Source organism: Streptomyces sp. NPDC025638 (genome assembly GCF_055558775.1).
In genome coordinates this window covers 81,746-99,628 of record NZ_JBVHLX010000007.1, presented here as the reverse complement: position 1 = coordinate 99,628, position 17,883 = coordinate 81,746, and the positions used below count along the sequence as shown (strand labels likewise).

Sequence of the window (17,883 nt, the reverse complement as noted above, 5' to 3'; positions counted from 1 at the left end):
AGCGGGCAATGGCCAACGAGATTCAGCTGATCAGTGACGGTGATGGGCTGGTAGTCATCGGGAATGAGACGGATGTGGAACGCTTCCTCCTCTCGGAGGGAATGCCGTCGAAGGACCTCGGTGTACAACGGCTCAAGTCCGTCTTCGGTATCGGGGCCGCAGCCGCTCAGGCAGGTTCGGAGATTGCCGCCAACTCCGGTCGGTGGGTGAAGCTGACCAAGGAGTCCGCGGAGCGTGTCAAGAAGTTCGGGCTGATGAAAACCAAGACGCCAGGCATCAGCCATGCGATGGTGGGGAAACCTGGCTCGATCAAGAACTGGCTCCAGGTCGAGAAGGGGGCCGGCTCGTTCCTGACCAACCCGGCGCATCTGGCTGGTGCCGCGGGGATCATGGCACAGCTCGCGATGCAGCAGACCATGGACGAGATCACCGACTATCTCGCGAGGATCGACGAGAAGGTCGACGACGTGCTCCGTGCCCAGAAGGACGCTGTGGTGGCCCGCATGATCGGAGTGGACCTCATCATCGAGGAGGCCATGACCATCCGGGAGCAGGTGGGCCGGGTCTCCGAGGTCACGTGGTCGAAGGTGCAGGCCGCACCGACGACGATCGCAGATACCCAGGCCTACGCGTTGCGTCAACTCGATGCACTCGCGGAGAAGATGGAGGGCAAGACCAAGATCGGTGACCGCGCCACGACTGCCAAGGAAGTCGAGTCCAAGGCTCGGGAGTGGCTCGCTGTGCTTGCTCGTTGCTTCCAATTGCAGGACGCGATCGCTGTGCTGGAACTCGATCGAGTGCTGGACGCGGCTCCGGACGAGCTGGACCGGCATCGCCTCGGGCTTCGGGTTGCCCGACAGAAGCGGCTGGATGTTATCTCACGGAGCACCGAGCGTCTGGTGGCCCGGATGAATGCGGCTGCTGACGCGGCCAACGCGAAGGTCCTGCTACACCCGACCAAGTCCCCGGCCGTAGTCCAGTCGAGCAACCATGTCGCAACCAGCGTCCACGACTTCCACGGGCGGCTCGGGATTGAGTCTGGTCGCCGGTCATCGGAAGCGAGGCGATGGGTGCACGCGGCCGCGGACGTGAGGGACAAGGCGCTCGAGACAGGGGCAAAAGGCGTTGATGCCGCCAGAAGCCTCGGCAACGAGACCCTCGACCGGGCTAACTCGGTCAAGGGCAAGCTCTCGAGTGAGATCGCCGAGCGGGCGCGCCGTCGGCGCGGGGGCGAGGAGGAACGCGCCGAGGAAGGCTGAGTGAGCGCCGACCGTCAGCCACGTGCACAGCCGCAAGTACACCCTCAACTGCGAAGAGCCGGTTCACACGTCGCGGTGGCATTCGTCTGTGGGCCTGCGTGACGCGTCGCCTTCAGGCCTCCGCCACAAAGTCCAGGAAGCGCGACCAGCCGTCCCGGCTCACAGCAAGGGCAGTGCTCATCGCATCCTTGGAGTCCCGTACGTGAATGCCCTGCTCGGTGACGGCCACCTCCACGCAGTCGTCCCCCTGGGTTCCGCTGTAGCTGGACTTGAACCAGGCGAGTTCGGGGTTGCTCATAGCTCTCCTCGCAGTCGCTCCAGCAGGCCCCGTGAGTCTTTGGGGTGCAGGGCCTGCGACCGCAGTGTGTCATAGCACTGGCAGAGCAGGCTCACCTCTTTCGCGTCGGTGATCAGACGGCCGTTCTGCTGGCCCTCCGAGTAGGCAATCCGCCGACGTTCAGGGGTTTCCAGCAAGCGCATGGGACCGTCGAGGCACGCGTGATACTCGGCGTCCATCGGCATGACTTGAAACGTCACGTTCCTGGGAGCGGTGAGTGCCAGCACATGATCCAGCAAGCCTCGCATCACTTCGACACCCCCAAGCCGCCGCCGTAAAACGTGCTCCTCCACGATGAAGCTGAACGGGACGTTGGGCCGCTCAGTGAGCATCCGTTGCCGCTCCAGTCGAGCGACGACCTGCGCCTCCAACTGCTGATCGGAAAGCGGGGGGATGCTGTTGTCGAACACCGCTCGCGCATACCCCTCCGACTGCAACAGCCCGGGCACCAACCGGCACTCATACGTACACAAGCTCACCGCCACCCGCTCCAGCCGAGCCCACCGCCGAAACCAAGCCGCCAGCCCCGCCTCCCCCCGTGTCAGAAACCGCGCCGACCTCCGCAACGCCCCCGTGTTGCCCAGCGCCTCCTCCGCCCGCTCCACGAACGACTCGTCCGGCATCCGCCTCCCCAGCTCCACCGACTCCACCGTGTGCTTGGAGAACCGGACCAGCTCCGCGAACTCGGCCCGGCTGAGTCCCGCGTTCTCCCGTAACGCCTGGACGACGGCCCCGAAGGTCCGCAGACTGTCCGACGGGTCCGGCTCCCGTTCCGCCTCGCAGACCGTCAGCTCGTCGCTCGCCCCCACGCCACCGCCCGTCATACGCGGTCACCTCCAGATGCCTGCCTGCATGGCCGTCGATGGCCGTTGCCGTCGTCCCCGCACTGGACAACACCCAGCGTGACCGCAGGTTTCGCGTACCGTCCACGGAGTGTGTCCGTACGCTGACGCACCGTACGGGCCGCACCCCTGGATCACGCTCCCGCGCGCCCGGCACCGTGGCCCCATGAACGCGACCACGCCTCAGCTCCGCTCTCCCCTGCGCAACTTCGCGCAGCAGCTCTCGTCCACCCGCCGCGGAGCCCGCCTCGCCCGCCTGCTCACCTACGAGCAGCTGCGCTCCTGGGAGGTGTCCCCCACCGTCATCGAGCGTGCCGAGCAGATCGTCGCCGAACTGGCCGCGAACGCCGTCCTGCACTGCCGCGTCCAGGGCCGCGACTTTCGCCTCGCGCTCACCCTCAACCACCCATCCGCCGGTGTCCTCCGCATCGCCGTCACCGACGCCCGCGCCGACCAACTACCCTCCACTTCGAAGGGCCTCGAGACACCACCGGACGCCGAGACGGGCCGTGGCCTCCTCCTCATCACCGCCCTGGCCGACCGCTGGGGCACCGAGCCCTATCCGCCCGGCGGCAAGACCGTATGGGCCGAACTCACCCTCGGCCGATACGAACCCGTGCCGGCCAGTGAGTGAGTCGCCCCTACGGGACGGCCGCCTCGGGCAGGAAGGTGGCCCCGGTGTACTGCAGGCGGCCCGCAGCGTCGTAGCGGCCCAGCAGCACGCTCCTGCCGGTCCTCGTCAGGCGCCTGGTCCATCCGCCTCAGCAGGGTCCCCGTCCACGCTTCGGTGATCTTGACGGCGTCATCGTCGTCGACGGTGTCCTCGCCGGCCAGCTCGATACTGCCGAGCAGAGCCATGTACGCGGCCGCGAGCACCTGAGACCGGGGCACCGAAGTACCGGCTGTCTCGGCTGCCGGCCTGCGACATGGGTTCCCGGGGCCAGGTCGTTGAGCTCGGCCGCGTCACGGGGGCGGAAACCGGCAAGGGTGAGCACGCTTTTGATCGTCTCGGAGGGGACGCCCTCAGCGCGTCATCCGATGCTGCCGTACTCCATGGGGAAGTCCGGTGGCCAGGGCTGGGCGAAGTCGAACAGGGACGGGTCCTCGAACTCGCGGTCCGCCTCGCGCCATGAGGGGTTGCCGGAGACGACGAAGCCGTCCCCGTCCGGTTCGATCATCCAGGTGAAGCCCGCATCCCCCGCGGGCAGGTCATGACGCTCATTCAGCACCGCGAACTCCGCCTCCGACGCCCGGCGGACGTGTATCCCCTTCTCGTAGATGGGCTTGAGCAGCATGAGCTCCACATGCCCGAAGTACACCTCGACGCGGGTGTCCGTTGCGTCGATCGCGGTGGGATCGCTGCGCAGCAGCAACTGCCGGTGCGACGCCGAGAAGCTGACCACCCGGAACAGACGTCCCTCTCGTGCGAAATCTGGCATTCTTCGCGTTCTTCCTGTCCTCGGGATCGTCTTCGGGTCACTGGGCCCAGTCCGGCTTCGGCATGTCTTTGACGAGGCTCGGCACCTTGTCACCTGGCTTTGTGATGTACCAGTCGACGGCGTCGAAGTCCCGACGTCCAAACATCAACTTGAGGCGCAGCGTCGGCAGTTCCCACGCGGTGCCGTTGTTGCTTCCTGGGTTGGCCACTGCCCGCCAGTCACCGCCCACCAATGGCTTCCCGCGTTCGATGAGCTTGTCCAGGGCTTCCGCCGGAGTCTTCGCTTTCGGAACACCGTCCAGCGAGATGCTCAACTTCACCGACTTATTGTCCAGCGCCTTCTCGACGCCGGTCATCCAGATAGGACGCCCGTCGCCGTGAGGATGGAAGCCAGCGGAACACGCTTGGTGACCGAGGGCCGGATCGGCGTGGTTGCCGCAGGGCGGGCGTCTTTCACGACCTGCTCGGGTCAAGAATCTTCCCTGTCAATTGCATCGGCGTGAACGTACACATCACCCTCGGCGACGTCGTCGACTTCCTCGGCCCGCACGACGGAGAAGCCGGCCAGCCGCAGGATCCCGATCAATGCCGTCTGCATGAGTAGAACGACCTCGGCGTAGCGCTTCCACTCCGGCGCCGCCGGGTCCTGCCGTTCTGCCACTGCCCGCACAGCGGCCTCCGCCAGTTCTGGGGCGCTCCAGCGTACGTAGAGGCCGCCGGCGTACTCCCCGTGGATGTCGTTGACTTCCACCCCGACGCCGGGCTGACTCGGCACCGCCGGAAGCTGGACATGCGCGGGAAGACCGGCACGGTGGAGTTCTCGACAGACCCGGCCTGCCAGGTCGTACCCCGCGGCGATGATTTCCTCCGAAGCATACGGGTGCCCGTGTGCCTTGGCTTTGGCCCGACTCTCGGGGTCTATGTGCGTCACTAGACATCTCCTGGTGTGAGTGCGTGCAAACACTTCGACGACCAGAACACCGCCGTCGCCTTCGCCGCCGGCATCAGCGCACCACCGCACCTACGGCACAACCGCGGAGCCGGATCATCGTCCGTCACCAGGCCCACCGCAGCCGGGGCACCCCGTCCCTGCCCTGCCCATGCGGCCACCGTAGGACTCAGCCCACGCACGTAACAGGCGGACTGCACACAGACCGAAGGCCTGCCGAGCCGGAACCTGTTCGGCTCGGCATCGGCGGGGCCTCTTGCATCCGAACTGCTCGGATCAGTCGGCCGAGACAGCTTCTTCGACTGCCTTCACCAGGCCGTTCGCGAGGTTCCACGCGTGCTCTCGGAAGAAGCCGAGCTGTTCGTGGAAGGCCTCCTCCGAGGCGAACAGGCTGTGAATGGACAGTAGTACGGCATGCAGGACGTGCAGTACCTCGATTGGCGTTGACGAGATCGCGCTGCGCGCCGACGAACCGCACGGAGAACCCCCGCCGCCCGGGGCGCGGTTCCGGTCGTCGCGAACCCATTTGCGCAGGGCGGTGGGCGCTCCGGGGTATCGAGGAGATCGGAGAGATCACAGTCCATTGTTAACGGAGTTTGAACTGGACGGCGGGTGGGGTGCGTCAGGTGGGCCTGCATGGACATGCCATGAATGGGGCAGAGGCCCCGCACGCGGTGTGTGCAAGGAAGTCGATCACCCCGGGGACACTCGTGCACTCAGCCACAGCCGCGCGTCGCGCAGCGCCGGTATTGCTGGCAGCGGTCCTGCTGACGGCGTGCTCGTCCGGGCATGACAGTGCCTCCGGACACGACAGCGCCGCGGCGGTGGCTTCGGACGGTACCCCGTCCTCGACCGCGACGATCCCCACCACGAGCAGCGACCCGGCGAGTCCCGGCCCGTCGGCGGCGAGCCCTTCCGGGACCGCGGGCTACCCGACCACGGAGGCCGCGCCGGGAGCGGCGGTGCCGCAGGTCCGGGACGCGTTCGCCGTGCTCCAGGCCACCTACAACGACGGCTGCACCACCCCGGGCAACTGCGCGTACTTCCTTACCCGGGTGCTGACCAATCTCGATGACCTGTACAACTCGATGAAATCCAGTCCCAAGGAAAGCGGGCACTTCGCCGGTCCCCTCACCTGGATCCGCTCGATGCAGGAAGCCCTCGAAGGCGACTTCTCCTTCCCGAACCTCAAGCAGCACCAGAAGCTCCTGCTGGACACCCGGGACAAGGTCAGTACCTGGATGCAGTCCCACCCCGACGACTACCGGTGACGCCCCGCCGCGGAAACGAGGTTGGCGGAGGGCGATCGCTGACCAGTGAGCCCTCCGCCCCCGCGTGGGCCATGCCTCAACGGCAGCCCTGTCAAGGCCGAACACCGGCTCAGGCCGATGCCGGCTCCCTGCGGTACCCCTCTACGGCCTCGCCATAGGGACGCAACAGCGGCTCCAGTTCGGTTCGCACCAGGTCGGCGTCGCCCGGCGGCAGCGTCAACGACGCCCGCCGCATGCGGACGCTCCACGTGGCCGGGTCGGGGAAGACCGACAGCCGCGGAACCAGGTCGCGCAGGACGAGCCCTTCTCTGAACCGGGCCAGGCCGGACACCTCCAGGCGGCACCCTTCCGTGAAGGAGCGCTCCCCGAAGACGACCGGCTCGTCCAGGACTCGTACGGGACTGGCGACCGTAGCCAGGCCGATGACGCGCCCCAGGTCACGCGTCGGGTTCCGGAAACAGCCCCGCGTGGTGTAGAGGAAGATCTCGTCGCCCTCTTCCAGCGCACGGGCCGCCTTGGACCGGCCCGCCGGGAAAGCCATCCGCTGTTCGGTCACCACCCAGCTCAGGGCGGCACGGTCTCCGATGATCAGCAGGTGCGTGGACGGCATGCCGATCACGATAGCCGGGGCGCGGCCGCACGGTGCATCGACGGCTCCCCTCCCGTATGACGCGCGTTCCGTGCCCGGTCACGCGAGCCACGGCCAGGACTCCGGGCCGGGCCGACGCACCTGCACCGGCAGCCATCTCACAGACCGGCCCGCGCCAACAGGACCGGCAGCGCCTCCGGCTTCACCTTCTGCACCGACCGCACCTGACCGAGGGCCAGGTCCTCCCGGCCTACCGGGTCGCGGTACAGCGCGTCCGTCGCCTCCGGCAGCAAGGTCGCCTCAACCCGGTAGGAAAACTCCGGGTCGTCGGCATCCTCGTACGGCTCACCTTCGATCTCGGCCACCGCCGCGACCGCCGCCTCCGGATTGCTGAAGAAGAACCACAGGCGATCCCCCCGACACATGCGGTTGCGGCGGCTGAGCCAGAGGTCGAGCTCGGGTTCTTCATGGGCGAGGCGGCGGATCGTCCCCTTGTCGGAGGGCTCTCCGTCCAGTGTGTCCTTGTTCGGATTGAGGATGTAGATCCAGTCGGTCAAGCCTCCGCCACCTTTCACGCAGTGACCTTCGGATACGCCGTATGGAAGGACGACAGGCAGTGTTGCGCAGCATCACGGCCGTGTGAACGGTGACTGTCGACGGCCCGCAGCAAGCGCACCGAGGCGGTCGCCGATCACGGAGGCACCGGGGCGGGGCTCGTTCTCGTAGTACCAGGGCTTGCGTCGGCGCAGCAGCGCCTCGCCGTGCTCGCTCCAGGTGAACCCGGGCTTCCGCAGCAGCTGTCGGAACACCGCGTCGACCGTCTCCGGGTGAGAGGCGGCCAGCCGGCGGATCGGGAGTGGCCCGATCGACTCCTCGCGCAGGTACGTGCGCAGCAGGTCCTGGTGCTGCCTGCGGCCCGCGAGGGCCGGGGCCGCGAAGAGGTCCCGCAGCATCCCGTAATCCGCGTAGAAGTTGAGTCCGTCGACCTGGTCGTAGATGACACCGATGGTGTCCGAGCCCGCCAGTTCCGGCGGCAATTGGAAAAGGGGCAGGTCCAAGCCGGGGAGCCGGCTGTCCCGGGCACGGTTGGGATGTCCGACGACGGCGGCCTCCTGGCGGTGGCGGTAGTAGGCGTTGAGGAGGTCCTCGGCCTCGGCAGGCGGAAGGACCAGTTCGTCGCCGCCGCAGAACTCGACGAACGCGGCCCGGTCCTCCCGCATCGCCTGCCATCCCTGCTCGATCTTCTGGGGGTTGCGGAAGACCAGTTCGGGCCGGCTGGTGGCCAGTTGCAGAGCGGCCTGGGCGATCTCGGTGGCGCTGGACCTGGGGTAGCGCGACATCGCCCCGGACACCAGCCACGACCCACGCGCCGGATGGACCGGTACCAGGCAGGCGTGGAGGAAGCCCCCCTTGGACACTCCACGGAACGCCGCCCGCCCGGCATTCGAGTACGTGCGGTACTCCAGGTCGTCGACCAGGTTCAGCAGAACGACGGCATCCCCTTCCTTGCGCTGGACCTCGAAGATGCCCTCGACCGGGTCACGCCAGCCGAGCAGCATCTCGCGGTCGGCCGCGGTCAAGTCCTTCCGTCCGGCGACGAACCGGTCCACCACGGTCGAGCCGTCCGGCAGGCGGTACCGCAGGATGAAGTGGTCGACGATCCGGATCGCCTCGCCCTCGTCCAGCTGTCGCTCAGGCCCTGCGGCCTCCAGCAGGAGGGGCGTCAACCACCGGTCGAAGCGGGAGCTCTGCCCGAAGGTGACCAGTTGCCCTTTCAACTCGGCACTGCGCTCGATGAGGTCGGTCAGCGACGGATCGCCGACACCCTGATGCGTGCCCCGTACGGCGTCAGCCATGTTCAGCCCTTTCACACAAGCCGGTTTCGCGTGGGCGTGAGGTGCCCGCCTCAACCGGCCCAGTGACGGTACGCCTCGATCCACTCCGCGCCCTCGGGCGCCGGGCTGGGCAACGGCAGATCCAGGATTCCGATCGACTGCCGCATGCCACCGCGCGAGCACAGGGCGACGATCCTGCCGTCCGGCATGAGGTCGATGCCGCGCACGGTCACCTCGACGCCGAGAACCGCGGTGGTGAAGGGCAGGTCGAGGTGCTCCTCAAGCATGGTGAACAGTCCGGTCAGCTGCTCGTCCTCGTTGTAGGCGTCGACAGTCGCCTCTTCGATCATGGCCTTGAGCTCGGCCGTGTCCAACGCGCCCATGGGGCAACACTAACGATGTCGGGGTGACAACGGGCGGCCATGACGCCGCTGGTACCCCAACTGCTCAACTTTGCCAGCGGCAGGGCAGCGAGGAGCAGGCCGGGCCCGACGTCTGTCGTAGGGAGGCCCTACTGTTTCAGTGGTTCGTCAGTTGGTTGGGGGAGCGATGACTATGACCGAGGAGCACGCGCAGTACCCGGAGTTCCGACTGCGGCTGCGGCGCGGTGGGCCGATGGCCAGGGGATGGCTCGTGGCACAAGGGGACGGGAAGCGCGGGCACAGGTTCGTCGTCGCGGCGGGTTCCCCGGTCCGGGCCAAGGTGGTGCCCTCGTTCGCCATGAGGAAGCCGACCTCGTATCGCGTACGGCAGGGGCTCATCGAAGAGGGCGCGATCCGGGAGTCGGAACGCCACCCGGGATGGCTGGCGACCACCCGGAACATCGAGTGCAGCTCGCCCTCGGCCGCGGCCGAAATCCTGATGGGCTGCAGCGTCAACGGGCTGGGGCTGTGGAGGTCGGCGGACGATCGCTCGCTCGGCGCTCATCTCGGCCGGGCTGCGGCCGGTGCCAACCGCCCTTGGCTGATCCGCGGCTCGAACGTCAGCGGCCTCGATCTCGTGCAGCGGCTGTGGCTGCCGGAGTGCCTTGTCAGCCTCCCCGCCTCCCGGCTCCGGCAGGGCGTGGGACAAGACACCAGCAAGGAGGATCTGTGGACCGTCGTGCAGGAGGACTACGAGTCCACGGCCACCTACAGTCAGAAGCAGCAGCTGGTCGAAGAGCTGCACGCCTTCCTCTCCCGCATGAATCCCGGCGACACCGTGTGCACCATCTCCGGCGGACGGCTGTACGTCGGAGAGATCACCGGTGAGGCGGAGCAGATCGAGTCCGAGGACCGGCGGTCCAATCTGCGGCGGCCGGTCGAATGGCAGCCGACCGGATATGCGTACGACGTCCTGCCCGAGGAGCTTCAGCAGAAGCTGTCGGTCCAGCACGACGTCGTCGACCTCAGCTCCGTACAGGCCCACATCGACGGACTCGGCCTCACCGACCAGGAGCTGGTCGAGGAGGCGGAGGCCGTCGAGCGCGACCCGAGCATCGAGCTCCCCGCCCTCACCGCCCGCCGCGAGCTGGAGCTGCCCGAGCCGACGGACGATCTGGCCGACGAACTTCTCGTCCATGACAGGGCGTGGCTGCGCGAGGTGCGGGATCTGCTGTGGGACGAGCGGCAGTTGGTGCTGTACGGCCCGCCCGGCACCGGCAAGACATACCTCGCGCTGAAGCTCGCCGAGTTCCTCGGTGGTGGGCCCGAGCAGGTCAAGCTGGTGCAGTTCCATCCGTCGTACGCGTACGAGGACTTCTTCGAGGGGTTCCGGCCCCAGGAGGACCCGCAGACCAGGGAGGTCGCCTTCCGGCTCACCGCCGGACCGCTGCGCGAACTCGCCGACCTGGCCTCCCGCGAGGGCAACCGGCACATCCCGCACTTCCTGATCATCGACGAGATCAACCGCGCCAACCTGGCGAAGGTGTTCGGCGAGCTGTACTTCCTGCTGGAGTACCGGAACAAGTCGGTCCGGCTCACTTACTCGGGTGACGACTTCGCGCTGCCGCCGAACCTGTTCGTGATCGGCACGATGAACACCGCGGACCGGTCCATCGCCCTCGTGGACGCGGCCATGCGGCGGCGGTTCGCGTTCGTGGAGCTGTCTCCGCGTACCGAGCCCACGAGCGGGCTGCTGCGCCGTTGGCTGGCCGAGGAAGGCAGGGCCGCCGAGCCCGCCGATCTTCTCGATGCGCTCAACTCCCGAATCGACGACCCCGACTTCAGGATCGGGCCCTCGTACCTGATGAAGAAGGGTGTCTACCGGGAGGGCGGCCTGGAGCGGACGTGGCGGACCAAGATCCTGCCGCTGCTGGAGGAGCACCATTACGGCGAGGGCGTGGACGTCGAGAAGCGGTACGGGCTGGCCGCGCTGCGGGAGTCATTGGGGTGACGCAGGCCGTCGAGCTCGTCGAACACGCACCGGCGGTGAGCGTGGCCCTGCCCGACGCTGTCGGGCGTGCGCTGGCCGCCGGGGACGTCCTGGACGCGGCCCCGGACCCGTACACCCCCGGCCGTTGGTCGTTGCGCGCGGGCAGCAAGGTCGGCGCGGTGTCCGTCGCAGTGCCCGGCGCCGACGAGCCGTTCACGGTGCGCGTCACGCCCAAGACGCCCATCGCACGGCTCTTCTTCCTGCTCGGCTACAGCCTGGACCCGAAGGGCGGCTGGCGGGACGGCGAGGTCGAGATGGCCGAGCATCACGATCTACTGCCCGCGCTCGCACACGCGGTGGAGCGTCAGGTGGAGCGCGCCCTGCGGCAAGGACTGCTACAGGGGTACCGGGCCGCCGAGGAAACGGCCCTCGTCGTGCGCGGCCGGATCCGGGAGGCCGAGCAGATACGGCGTCGGTTCGGCGCGGCACTGCCCGTGGAGGTGGCGTACGACGAGTTCACCACCGACATCGCCGAGAACCGCATCCTGCGGGCGGCCGTCGAACGTCTGCTGCGACTGCCCGGTGTTCCGCGCGAGGTGCGTCGCAGGCTGCTCCACCAGCGTGCCCGGCTGATCGATGTCACCGCCGTGGTGCGCGGCCGGCCGCTACCCGGCTGGCGGCCGACTCGCCTCAACGCCCGGTATCACCATGCCCTGCACCTCGCCCGCGCCGTTCTGGAGGACGCGTCGGCGGATCATGCCCCGGGCGGGCTCCACATCGACGGGTTCCTCTTCGACATGAACAAGCTCTTCGAGGACTTCGTGACAGTCGCCCTGCGCGAGGCCTTCCACGGCTCGGCGCACACCTCCCGGTTCCAGGATCCGCACCACCTCGACGAGGCGTCGGCGATCCGCATGAAGCCGGACTTCGTGCTGTACGGCGCGGACCGCCGGCCGTGCGCCGTCGTGGACGCGAAGTACAAGGCGGAGAAGCGGGGCGGTTATCCGGACAGCGACCTGTACCAGATGCTGGCGTACTGCACGGCCCTGGGGCTGGCCGAGGGGCACTTGGTATACGCGAAGGGCAATGCCCCGCACGCGGCCCACCGAGTGCGGCACGCGGGCATCGTGATCCATCAGCACGCCCTGGACCTGGATCAGGAGCCTTCCGGTCTGCTCGGGGACATCGCCGCGATCGCCGGACACATGACGGCGCCGGACATATGACAAGGCCATGAACCCCTTACACGCCGCGCGTATGATCGACTGCGGAGAGTCCGTTCAGGATGGGGAGTGCACGTCGTGCCGCAGCTCGCGTTCGCCAACAGCTTCTGGGAGAGCTACGACGTCCTTGAGAAGCCCGTCAGGGCCGGCGTGCGCAAGGCGATGCAGAAGTTCCAGCAGCTCACCGTGCCGGAGCTGCAGATGGACAAGGGCCTGCACCTGGAATCCGTCGAGAACGCACGCGACCCGCGTATGCGGACCATCCGGATCAACGACTTCTGGCGGGGCGTCGTCCTCGCCCCGGACGACGGCAGTGACGTCTTCCTGCTCGTCAACGTCGTCCCGCACGACGACGCCTACACCTGGGCGGCCAAGCGGCTGTACACGACGAACTCCGCGACGCGGGCCCTGGAGGTCCGCAACGTGGTGGCGATCGAGCAGCTGACTCCGGCCCTGGAGAAGGCGGCCGCCACGGCCGGCTCCCTGCTGTTCGCCAAGTACTCGGACACCGTGCTGCGCGAACTCGGCATCGACGAACAGGTGTTGCGGGCCGTGCGGACCATCGTCGACAAGGTACAGCTGCAGGCCTTCGAGACGCTCCTGCCCGAGGACCAGTGCGAGGTCCTCCAGTACCTCGCCGAGGGTTTCGGCCCGGAAGAGGTCTACCGCGACGTGGTGACCGCCCGCCGTCCCATCGACGCGGGCCCCGACCCGGACGAGAGCCTCGCCATCGCCATCGCCAACACCACGAGCCGCATCACCCTGGTCACCGGCCCGGAGGAGCTCGCCGACATCCTGGAAAAGCCGTTCGCGGCCTGGCGGGTGTTCCTCCACCCCTCGCAGCGCCGGGTCGCCTACCGGGTGTCGTACGGCGGTCCGGTCCAGGTGACCGGCGGGCCGGGCACGGGCAAGACGGTCGCCGCACTGCACCGCGTGAAGCATCTCCTCACCCGCTCGCCGGACGCCCGGGTCCTGCTCACCACGTACACCAACGCCCTGGCCGCCGCCCTGCGCGAGAATCTGTCCGTTCTCCTGGACGGTGACACGGCGCTGCTCGACCGTGTCGACGTGACCACGGTCAACGCCTACGCGCACGGCATCGTGACCCGCCATGACGGCAAGGCCCCCTCCCCCGTGGGCGACCGCGAGGAACGGCAGCTGTGGCAGCGGGTCGTCAAGAAGCTCGGGCTGCCGTGGACGGAGCAGTTCCTGGCGCAGGAGTACCGGCATGTCGTCCTCGCCCAGGACCTGCGGACCCTCGACGCCTACCGCGCCGCCTCACGGCGCGGCCGTGGCAGCGCGCTGTCACCGGCGCGGCGGGAGCAAGTGTGGCCGGCCGTCGAGCTGTTCGAGTCCCTGCTGCGCGACCAGAAGGCCACCACCCATCTCAAGGTGTGCGCGCGGGCGGGCGACGTGCTGGCTGCTTCGTCGCCGACGCACGACCACGTCGTGGTCGACGAGGCACAGGACCTGCACCCTGTCCAGTGGCGCGTTCTGCGCGGCGCGGTGGCACCGGGCAGCGACGACCTGTTCATCACGGGCGACCCGCACCAACGGATCTACGACTCGAAGGTCTCGCTCGGATCCCTGGGCATCTCGGTGGCCGGACGCACGCACCGCCTGCGCATCAACTACCGGAGTACGGAGGAGATCCTCGGCTGGTCGACGGGCATCCTCAGCCCGGTCTCGGTCGACGACCTCGGCGGCGAGGGCAGCGACACCCTGGCGGGCTACCGCTCGCTGCTGCACGGCCGCAGGCCCCAGGTGGAGGGGTACGGCTCGGAGCAGGCCGAGGTCGCGGCGCTCGTCGAGCGCGTCCAGGGCTGGATCGACCAGGGCATCCGCCCGTCCGAGATAGGTGTCTGCGCCCGCTTCAACGTGCTGCTCGACAAGGCCCACGACAAGCTGGTCGCAGCAGGTGTCCCGGTGGCCAGGGTCAAGGACAGTCCCGGACCGGACACCGACGGGGTTCGGCTCGCCACCATGCATGCCATGAAGGGACTGGAGTTCCGCTGTGTGGCCGTCCTCGGCGTGACGGCCAGTGCGGTGCCCTTCGCCCGGGAGATAACGCCGGCCGCGGTGGACGCGCTCCAGCACGACTCGGATCTGCTGCGCGAACGGTGTCTGCTGTTCGTGGCGTGCACGCGGGCGCGGGAAGCACTGTCGGTGTCGTGGAGCGGTGCGGCAAGTTCGTTCGTACCGCGGGGGAACTGACCGGGACGCCGTCGAGCGTTCCTGTCACTCGCCGGGTGCCAGCGCCCCGTTGCCCAGTCCGTCCCGCGCCAGTGAGGACGCCTGTGCGCTCAACTCGGCCACGCGCCGGGTCAGTTCCTCGAACTCCTGAAGTGCGCGGAACGCGACGCCGTACCGCCGCTGGTCCGCGATGTCCATCTGCGGGATGCGCGCGCCCTTGCCGTCCAGCCGGAAGGTGCCGCTGGCACTCGTGGACCGCCGGGTGTTCGCCGAGCTGCGCAGGAACCCCTGGAGGAAGTCGGTGTCGAGCTGGTCGCTGACCGAGACGGGCTCCGGGTCGCCGTACTCGACCAGTCCGGCGCGGGCGAGGTCGGCGACGCTGACGGACGGCCCCTCCAGCGCGCCGGTGCCCGCTCCCGCTGTCAGCGCGGGCAGCAACTCGGCCAGCAACCGGGCCTGTTCGGCCAGCTCCCGACGCAGGACCTGGTATTCCGCCGCGTAGTCGCGATGCGACTCGACCACGTAGCGACCCGGGGTGAGATCCACGGCATCGTCGAGCAGTTCGATCAGGGAGACGTCCGCCACCTGGTCGGCTCGCGGCTGCAGGGAGCCGTCCGGGTCATTCGCCGTCAGGTCGACCATGCGCACGCTGGTCGCCGCGTCGCCGAGCGACTGCGGGCGGCGCAGATGCCAGAGGTGCACGGGCAACGCGTGGGACGCCGCGGCGCCCGAGGGCAGGGCGGTCAACTGGGTCAGGGCGCCGCGCCGTACGAGCTCGGCGCGGATACGGCGGCCTGCCTTGCGGTAGGCGACGGAGGCGGGCATGACCATGAGGACCCGGCCGCCGGGCGCGGTGTGCGCGTAGGCGTGCTGCAGCCACGCGAGTTCGCCCTCGGCGCGCGAGGGTGTGCCGAACTCCCAGCGGGAGTCGAGGAGCAGTTCTTCGCGCCCCCAGTCCGCGTCACCGACGGGCGGGTCGCAGACCACGAGATCGGCCCTCAGCTCGGCCCATCGGTCGTCACGCAGTGAGTCTCCCGTGACGATGTCGGCTCCGGTACCTCCGACGAGGTCGGCGCGCAGCTGGGCGAAGCGGGCGCTGCGCGCGTCCGACTCCTGGCCGCAGCGCCGGGGCCCCCGCTCGGGGCCGGTGGCCAGGAGCAGGGTCCCGATGCCGCAGGCCGGATCGAAGAGCGTCGCCTCGGCCGCCACCTCACCGGCGAAGTGCCGCACGGCACGCACAATGCGCGGCGAGGTGACCTGGTCGGACCCGGCTCGGCGTACGGAGTCGGTGAAGCGTTCCGCGAGCGCGGTCACCAGGTCGCCCGCGGAACCACTCGCGGCCAGGCCGCGCACCAACTCGGCGGCTTCCGCCGACAGCGCCCCCGATGCCGCCCGCCCGGGATCGGCGAGCAGCCCCGCCACATCGGCAAGACCGGCGACGACTTCGTCGCCGTACGCCCCGCGCAGCGCCTGCCACAGCTGTACCTCTTGCGAGACGTCCTGCCCCTTGCGCTGCTTGTGCAGCCAAGCCTGCACCTCGGCCAGGCCGAAGAGCGGACTGTTCACGCCCCCGCCGGTGGGGGCGGGGAAGTCGTCGTACCGCCGCCTCCAGTTCGACACCGCGGCGCGGGTGACACCTGCGAGCCGGGCGATCTCGGAGCCGGTGACGAGTGGCCCCGTGGTCGGCGAGGCGGGATGGTCCGTCATGCGGCCACCGTACACAGAGCTCCTTCGCCCCGCAACGAATCTACTCGTTGACAACGCTAACGAGCTTTTTACGATCCCTTGGTGAACCGAGGCCGGTGAACCTCTCGAAGGGGCCGTCGGCCGGTCGGCTCTTCTGCTCCACCCGCACCCGGTCCACCTCTGCCCGAACTCCCCCGCCCGCGACCTTGTCCACACTGGACTGCGGCCGCCCCCAGTAGGGACTGGTCACCTTGTTCCAGCCGGCCGGATACGCGTCGCCCGGGGCGAGGTTGAGGGTCGGCGTCCACTCCACCGCGTAGGTGTGCCACTGATCGGCCGTGCCGCTTCGGGTAGGCCGGCGGGCGCCGGTGTTGCCGTCCGCGCCATGCGGCCGTCCTTCGGGGCGGTGGGGACGGTTTCTGCGGTGGCGTGCTCATCTCACATGGGTGCTCATCGCCACGAGCCCTGTCGGTCCCCCCGCGGTGGGCGCGGGCTCCCGCACTCGCGCCCACCGGGGGACCGCCTCAGGCGGCCTTGCGTGCGCGGCCGCGATGGCTGCGCACGATCTCCGCGTACCGGTGTCCGCTTCCCTTGATCGTGCGGACCTGTGTGCGGTAGTCGACATGGACGAGGCCGAAGCGCTTGTCGTAGCCGTACGCCCACTCGAAGTTGTCCAGCAGCGACCAGGCGAAGTAACCGGCCAGCGGGGCGCCCTTGCGTGCCGCCGAGGCGCAGGCCGCGAGATGGCTCACCAGGTACTCCTGGCGCTCGGGGTCGTCGACTGTGCCGTCGGGGCGCACCACGTCCGGGTAGGCGGAGCCGTTCTCCGTGACGTAGATCTTCCGGGCTCCGTACTCGTCGGTGAGGCGGAGCAGCAGGGTCTCGATGCCGCTCGCGTCGATCTCCCAGTCCATGCCGGTACGGGGGACGCCGGGGCGGCGCACGGAGCGGACGCGGGGCGCGGGGCCAGTGGGGTCGTCGGCCACGTACGCCGGGAAGTAGTAGTTGAGGCCGAGCCAGTCCAGCGGGGCCGCGATCGTCGCCAAGTCGCCTTCCCGTTCGGGGAGTTCGACGCCGTACACCTCACGCATGTCGGCCGGGAAGCCGCGGCCGTGGACCGGGTCCAGCCACCAGCGGTTGACGTGGCCGTCGTGGCGGCGGGCCGCGGCTTCGTCCTCGGGGCGGTCGGTGGCGGCGAACACCGTGGAGAGGTTGTTGACGATGCCGATCCTGGCGTCCGGGACGGCCGCGCGGATCGCCTGGGTGGCGAGGCCATGGCCGAGGAGCAGGTGGTAGGAGGCGCGGACGGCGGCCGTGAGGTCGGTCAGACCCGGGGCCATCTTGCCCTCCAGGTGGCCGATCCAGGCCGAGCAGGAGGGCTCGTTGAGGGTCGCCCAGAGCCGCACGCGGTCGCCCAGGCGTTCGGCGACGGCCGAGGCGTACTCGGCGAACGCGAGGGCGGTCGCCCGTTCCGGCCAGCCGCCGCGGTCCTGGAGGGCCTGCGGGAGGTCCCAGTGGTAGAGGGTGACGGAGGGGGTGATGCCCGCCGCCAGCAGGCCGTCCACCAACTCGTCGTAGAAGGCGAGGCCCTTGGGGTTCACCGGGCCGTCGCCGCCCGGCATCACCCTCGGCCAGGCGATCGACAACCGGTAGGCGTTCGTGCCGAGTCGGCGCATGAGGCCGATGTCCTCGCGCCAGCGGTGGTAGTGGTCGCAGGCGACGTCGCCGTGATCGTCGTTGTCGATCTTTCCGGGGGTGTGCGAGAAGGTGTCCCAGATCGAGGGGGAGCGGCCGTCCTCGGTGACGGCTCCCTCGATCTGGTACGCCGCTGTGGCCGTGCCCCACAGGAAGTCGTGCGGGAGTGCGGCGAGGTCGATGCGTTCGGACACGTAAGTCCCTTCGGAACGGG

Annotated in this window: 17 protein-coding genes and 1 pseudogene; 6 read left to right on the top strand and 12 right to left on the bottom strand. The window is 68.9% G+C overall.

Features of this window, described 5'->3' with window-relative positions:
• Positions 1-8: 8 nt before the first annotated feature.
• The gene (locus ACZ4EG_RS19580) at positions 9-1,259 is read left to right on the top strand and encodes a hypothetical protein (protein WP_467791458.1); all 1,251 of its coding nucleotides are present in this window, start codon (positions 9-11) and stop codon (positions 1,257-1,259) included.
• A 112-nt stretch (positions 1,260-1,371) separates the two neighbouring features.
• Here the strand turns inward: ACZ4EG_RS19580 and ACZ4EG_RS19575 are convergent, their stop codons facing one another.
• Positions 1,372-1,557 (bottom strand): DUF397 domain-containing protein, encoded by a 186-nt coding sequence (locus ACZ4EG_RS19575; RefSeq protein ID WP_467791457.1) that lies wholly within the window; start codon positions 1,555-1,557, stop codon positions 1,372-1,374.
• On the bottom strand, positions 1,554-2,420 hold the full coding sequence (locus tag ACZ4EG_RS19570) for a helix-turn-helix domain-containing protein (RefSeq protein WP_467791456.1): 867 nt from the start codon (positions 2,418-2,420) through the stop codon (positions 1,554-1,556). Before ACZ4EG_RS19570 ends, ACZ4EG_RS19575 begins: the two co-directional genes overlap by 4 nt.
• A gap of 184 nt (positions 2,421-2,604) precedes the next feature.
• On the opposite strand from ACZ4EG_RS19570, the gene ACZ4EG_RS19565 reads away from it, so the two are divergent.
• Positions 2,605-3,072: an ATP-binding protein gene (locus tag ACZ4EG_RS19565; RefSeq protein WP_467791455.1), complete on the top strand. Its 468-nt coding sequence runs from the start codon at positions 2,605-2,607 to the stop codon at positions 3,070-3,072.
• 397 nt (positions 3,073-3,469) lie between these two features.
• Here the strand turns inward: ACZ4EG_RS19565 and ACZ4EG_RS19560 are convergent, their stop codons facing one another.
• From ACZ4EG_RS19560 to ACZ4EG_RS19550, 3 genes are read right to left on the bottom strand one after another with little or no spacing between them, the layout of a single operon-like run.
• A complete protein-coding gene (locus ACZ4EG_RS19560; protein ID WP_467791454.1) occupies positions 3,470-3,877 on the bottom strand; it encodes a hypothetical protein in 408 nt (135 codons plus the stop codon).
• Between the two features lie 37 nt (positions 3,878-3,914).
• Positions 3,915-4,349, bottom strand: a complete 435-nt coding sequence (locus tag ACZ4EG_RS19555) for a polymorphic toxin type 27 domain-containing protein (protein WP_467791453.1) — start codon at positions 4,347-4,349, stop codon at positions 3,915-3,917.
• A complete protein-coding gene (locus ACZ4EG_RS19550; RefSeq protein ID WP_467791452.1) occupies positions 4,346-4,807 on the bottom strand; it encodes a hypothetical protein in 462 nt (153 codons plus the stop codon). Before ACZ4EG_RS19550 ends, ACZ4EG_RS19555 begins: the two co-directional genes overlap by 4 nt.
• A gap of 842 nt (positions 4,808-5,649) precedes the next feature.
• On the opposite strand from ACZ4EG_RS19550, the gene ACZ4EG_RS19545 reads away from it, so the two are divergent.
• Positions 5,650-6,096 (top strand): hypothetical protein, encoded by a 447-nt coding sequence (locus ACZ4EG_RS19545; protein ID WP_467791451.1) that lies wholly within the window; start codon positions 5,650-5,652, stop codon positions 6,094-6,096.
• A gap of 109 nt (positions 6,097-6,205) precedes the next feature.
• Here the strand turns inward: ACZ4EG_RS19545 and ACZ4EG_RS19540 are convergent, their stop codons facing one another.
• The 4 genes from ACZ4EG_RS19540 to ACZ4EG_RS19525 form a co-directional block, all read right to left on the bottom strand.
• A complete protein-coding gene (locus ACZ4EG_RS19540; protein ID WP_467791450.1) occupies positions 6,206-6,706 on the bottom strand; it encodes a hypothetical protein in 501 nt (166 codons plus the stop codon).
• 137 nt (positions 6,707-6,843) lie between these two features.
• The gene (locus tag ACZ4EG_RS19535; protein ID WP_467791449.1) at positions 6,844-7,242 is read right to left on the bottom strand and encodes a hypothetical protein; all 399 of its coding nucleotides are present in this window, start codon (positions 7,240-7,242) and stop codon (positions 6,844-6,846) included.
• A gap of 72 nt (positions 7,243-7,314) precedes the next feature.
• Entirely contained in the window at positions 7,315-8,541 is a 1,227-nt protein-coding gene (locus ACZ4EG_RS19530; RefSeq protein ID WP_467791448.1) for a hypothetical protein, read from the bottom strand.
• A 50-nt stretch (positions 8,542-8,591) separates the two neighbouring features.
• Positions 8,592-8,903 (bottom strand): calcium-binding protein, encoded by a 312-nt coding sequence (locus tag ACZ4EG_RS19525; RefSeq protein ID WP_467791447.1) that lies wholly within the window; start codon positions 8,901-8,903, stop codon positions 8,592-8,594.
• A gap of 172 nt (positions 8,904-9,075) precedes the next feature.
• On the opposite strand from ACZ4EG_RS19525, the gene ACZ4EG_RS19520 reads away from it, so the two are divergent.
• The 3 genes from ACZ4EG_RS19520 to ACZ4EG_RS19510 all read left to right on the top strand — a co-directional run bounded on the left by ACZ4EG_RS19520 (position 9,076) and on the right by ACZ4EG_RS19510 (position 14,309).
• Entirely contained in the window at positions 9,076-10,893 is a 1,818-nt protein-coding gene (locus ACZ4EG_RS19520) for a DUF4357 domain-containing protein (protein WP_467791446.1), read from the top strand.
• Entirely contained in the window at positions 10,890-12,098 is a 1,209-nt protein-coding gene (locus tag ACZ4EG_RS19515) for an McrC family protein (protein WP_467791445.1), read from the top strand. The genes ACZ4EG_RS19520 and ACZ4EG_RS19515 overlap by 4 nt, the downstream gene beginning before the upstream one ends.
• 75 nt (positions 12,099-12,173) lie before the next feature.
• The gene (locus ACZ4EG_RS19510; RefSeq protein ID WP_467791444.1) at positions 12,174-14,309 is read left to right on the top strand and encodes a UvrD-helicase domain-containing protein; all 2,136 of its coding nucleotides are present in this window, start codon (positions 12,174-12,176) and stop codon (positions 14,307-14,309) included.
• A gap of 24 nt (positions 14,310-14,333) precedes the next feature.
• Here ACZ4EG_RS19510 and ACZ4EG_RS19505 read toward each other — a convergent pair whose 3' ends face one another.
• The 3 genes and pseudogenes from ACZ4EG_RS19505 to ACZ4EG_RS19495 form a co-directional block, all read right to left on the bottom strand.
• Positions 14,334-15,995 (bottom strand): N-6 DNA methylase, encoded by a 1,662-nt coding sequence (locus ACZ4EG_RS19505; RefSeq protein WP_467791443.1) that lies wholly within the window; start codon positions 15,993-15,995, stop codon positions 14,334-14,336.
• Between the two features lie 40 nt (positions 15,996-16,035).
• A pseudogene (locus ACZ4EG_RS19500) lies at positions 16,036-16,371 on the bottom strand (hypothetical protein); the annotation flags it as partial.
• A gap of 127 nt (positions 16,372-16,498) precedes the next feature.
• A complete protein-coding gene (locus ACZ4EG_RS19495; RefSeq protein WP_467791442.1) occupies positions 16,499-17,863 on the bottom strand; it encodes a GH1 family beta-glucosidase in 1,365 nt (454 codons plus the stop codon).
• Positions 17,864-17,883: the final 20 nt, after the last annotated feature.

Excerpts from the sequence above, each read along its gene's own strand:
- ACZ4EG_RS19565 (WP_467791455.1), top strand. The coding sequence starts at position 2,605 with ATGAACGCGACCACGCCTCAGCTCCGCTCTCCCCTGCGCAACTTCGCG.
- ACZ4EG_RS19505 (WP_467791443.1), bottom strand. The coding sequence starts at position 15,995 with ATGACGGACCATCCCGCCTCGCCGACCACGGGGCCACTCGTCACCGGC.
- ACZ4EG_RS19530 (WP_467791448.1), bottom strand. The coding sequence starts at position 8,541 with ATGGCTGACGCCGTACGGGGCACGCATCAGGGTGTCGGCGATCCGTCG.
- ACZ4EG_RS19570 (WP_467791456.1), bottom strand. The coding sequence starts at position 2,420 with ATGACGGGCGGTGGCGTGGGGGCGAGCGACGAGCTGACGGTCTGCGAG.
- ACZ4EG_RS19540 (WP_467791450.1), bottom strand. The coding sequence starts at position 6,706 with ATGCCGTCCACGCACCTGCTGATCATCGGAGACCGTGCCGCCCTGAGC.
- ACZ4EG_RS19560 (WP_467791454.1), bottom strand. The coding sequence starts at position 3,877 with ATGCCAGATTTCGCACGAGAGGGACGTCTGTTCCGGGTGGTCAGCTTC.
- ACZ4EG_RS19580 (WP_467791458.1), top strand. The coding sequence starts at position 9 with ATGGCCAACGAGATTCAGCTGATCAGTGACGGTGATGGGCTGGTAGTC.
- ACZ4EG_RS19520 (WP_467791446.1), top strand. The coding sequence starts at position 9,076 with ATGACCGAGGAGCACGCGCAGTACCCGGAGTTCCGACTGCGGCTGCGG.
- ACZ4EG_RS19525 (WP_467791447.1), bottom strand. The coding sequence starts at position 8,903 with ATGGGCGCGTTGGACACGGCCGAGCTCAAGGCCATGATCGAAGAGGCG.
- ACZ4EG_RS19575 (WP_467791457.1), bottom strand. The coding sequence starts at position 1,557 with ATGAGCAACCCCGAACTCGCCTGGTTCAAGTCCAGCTACAGCGGAACC.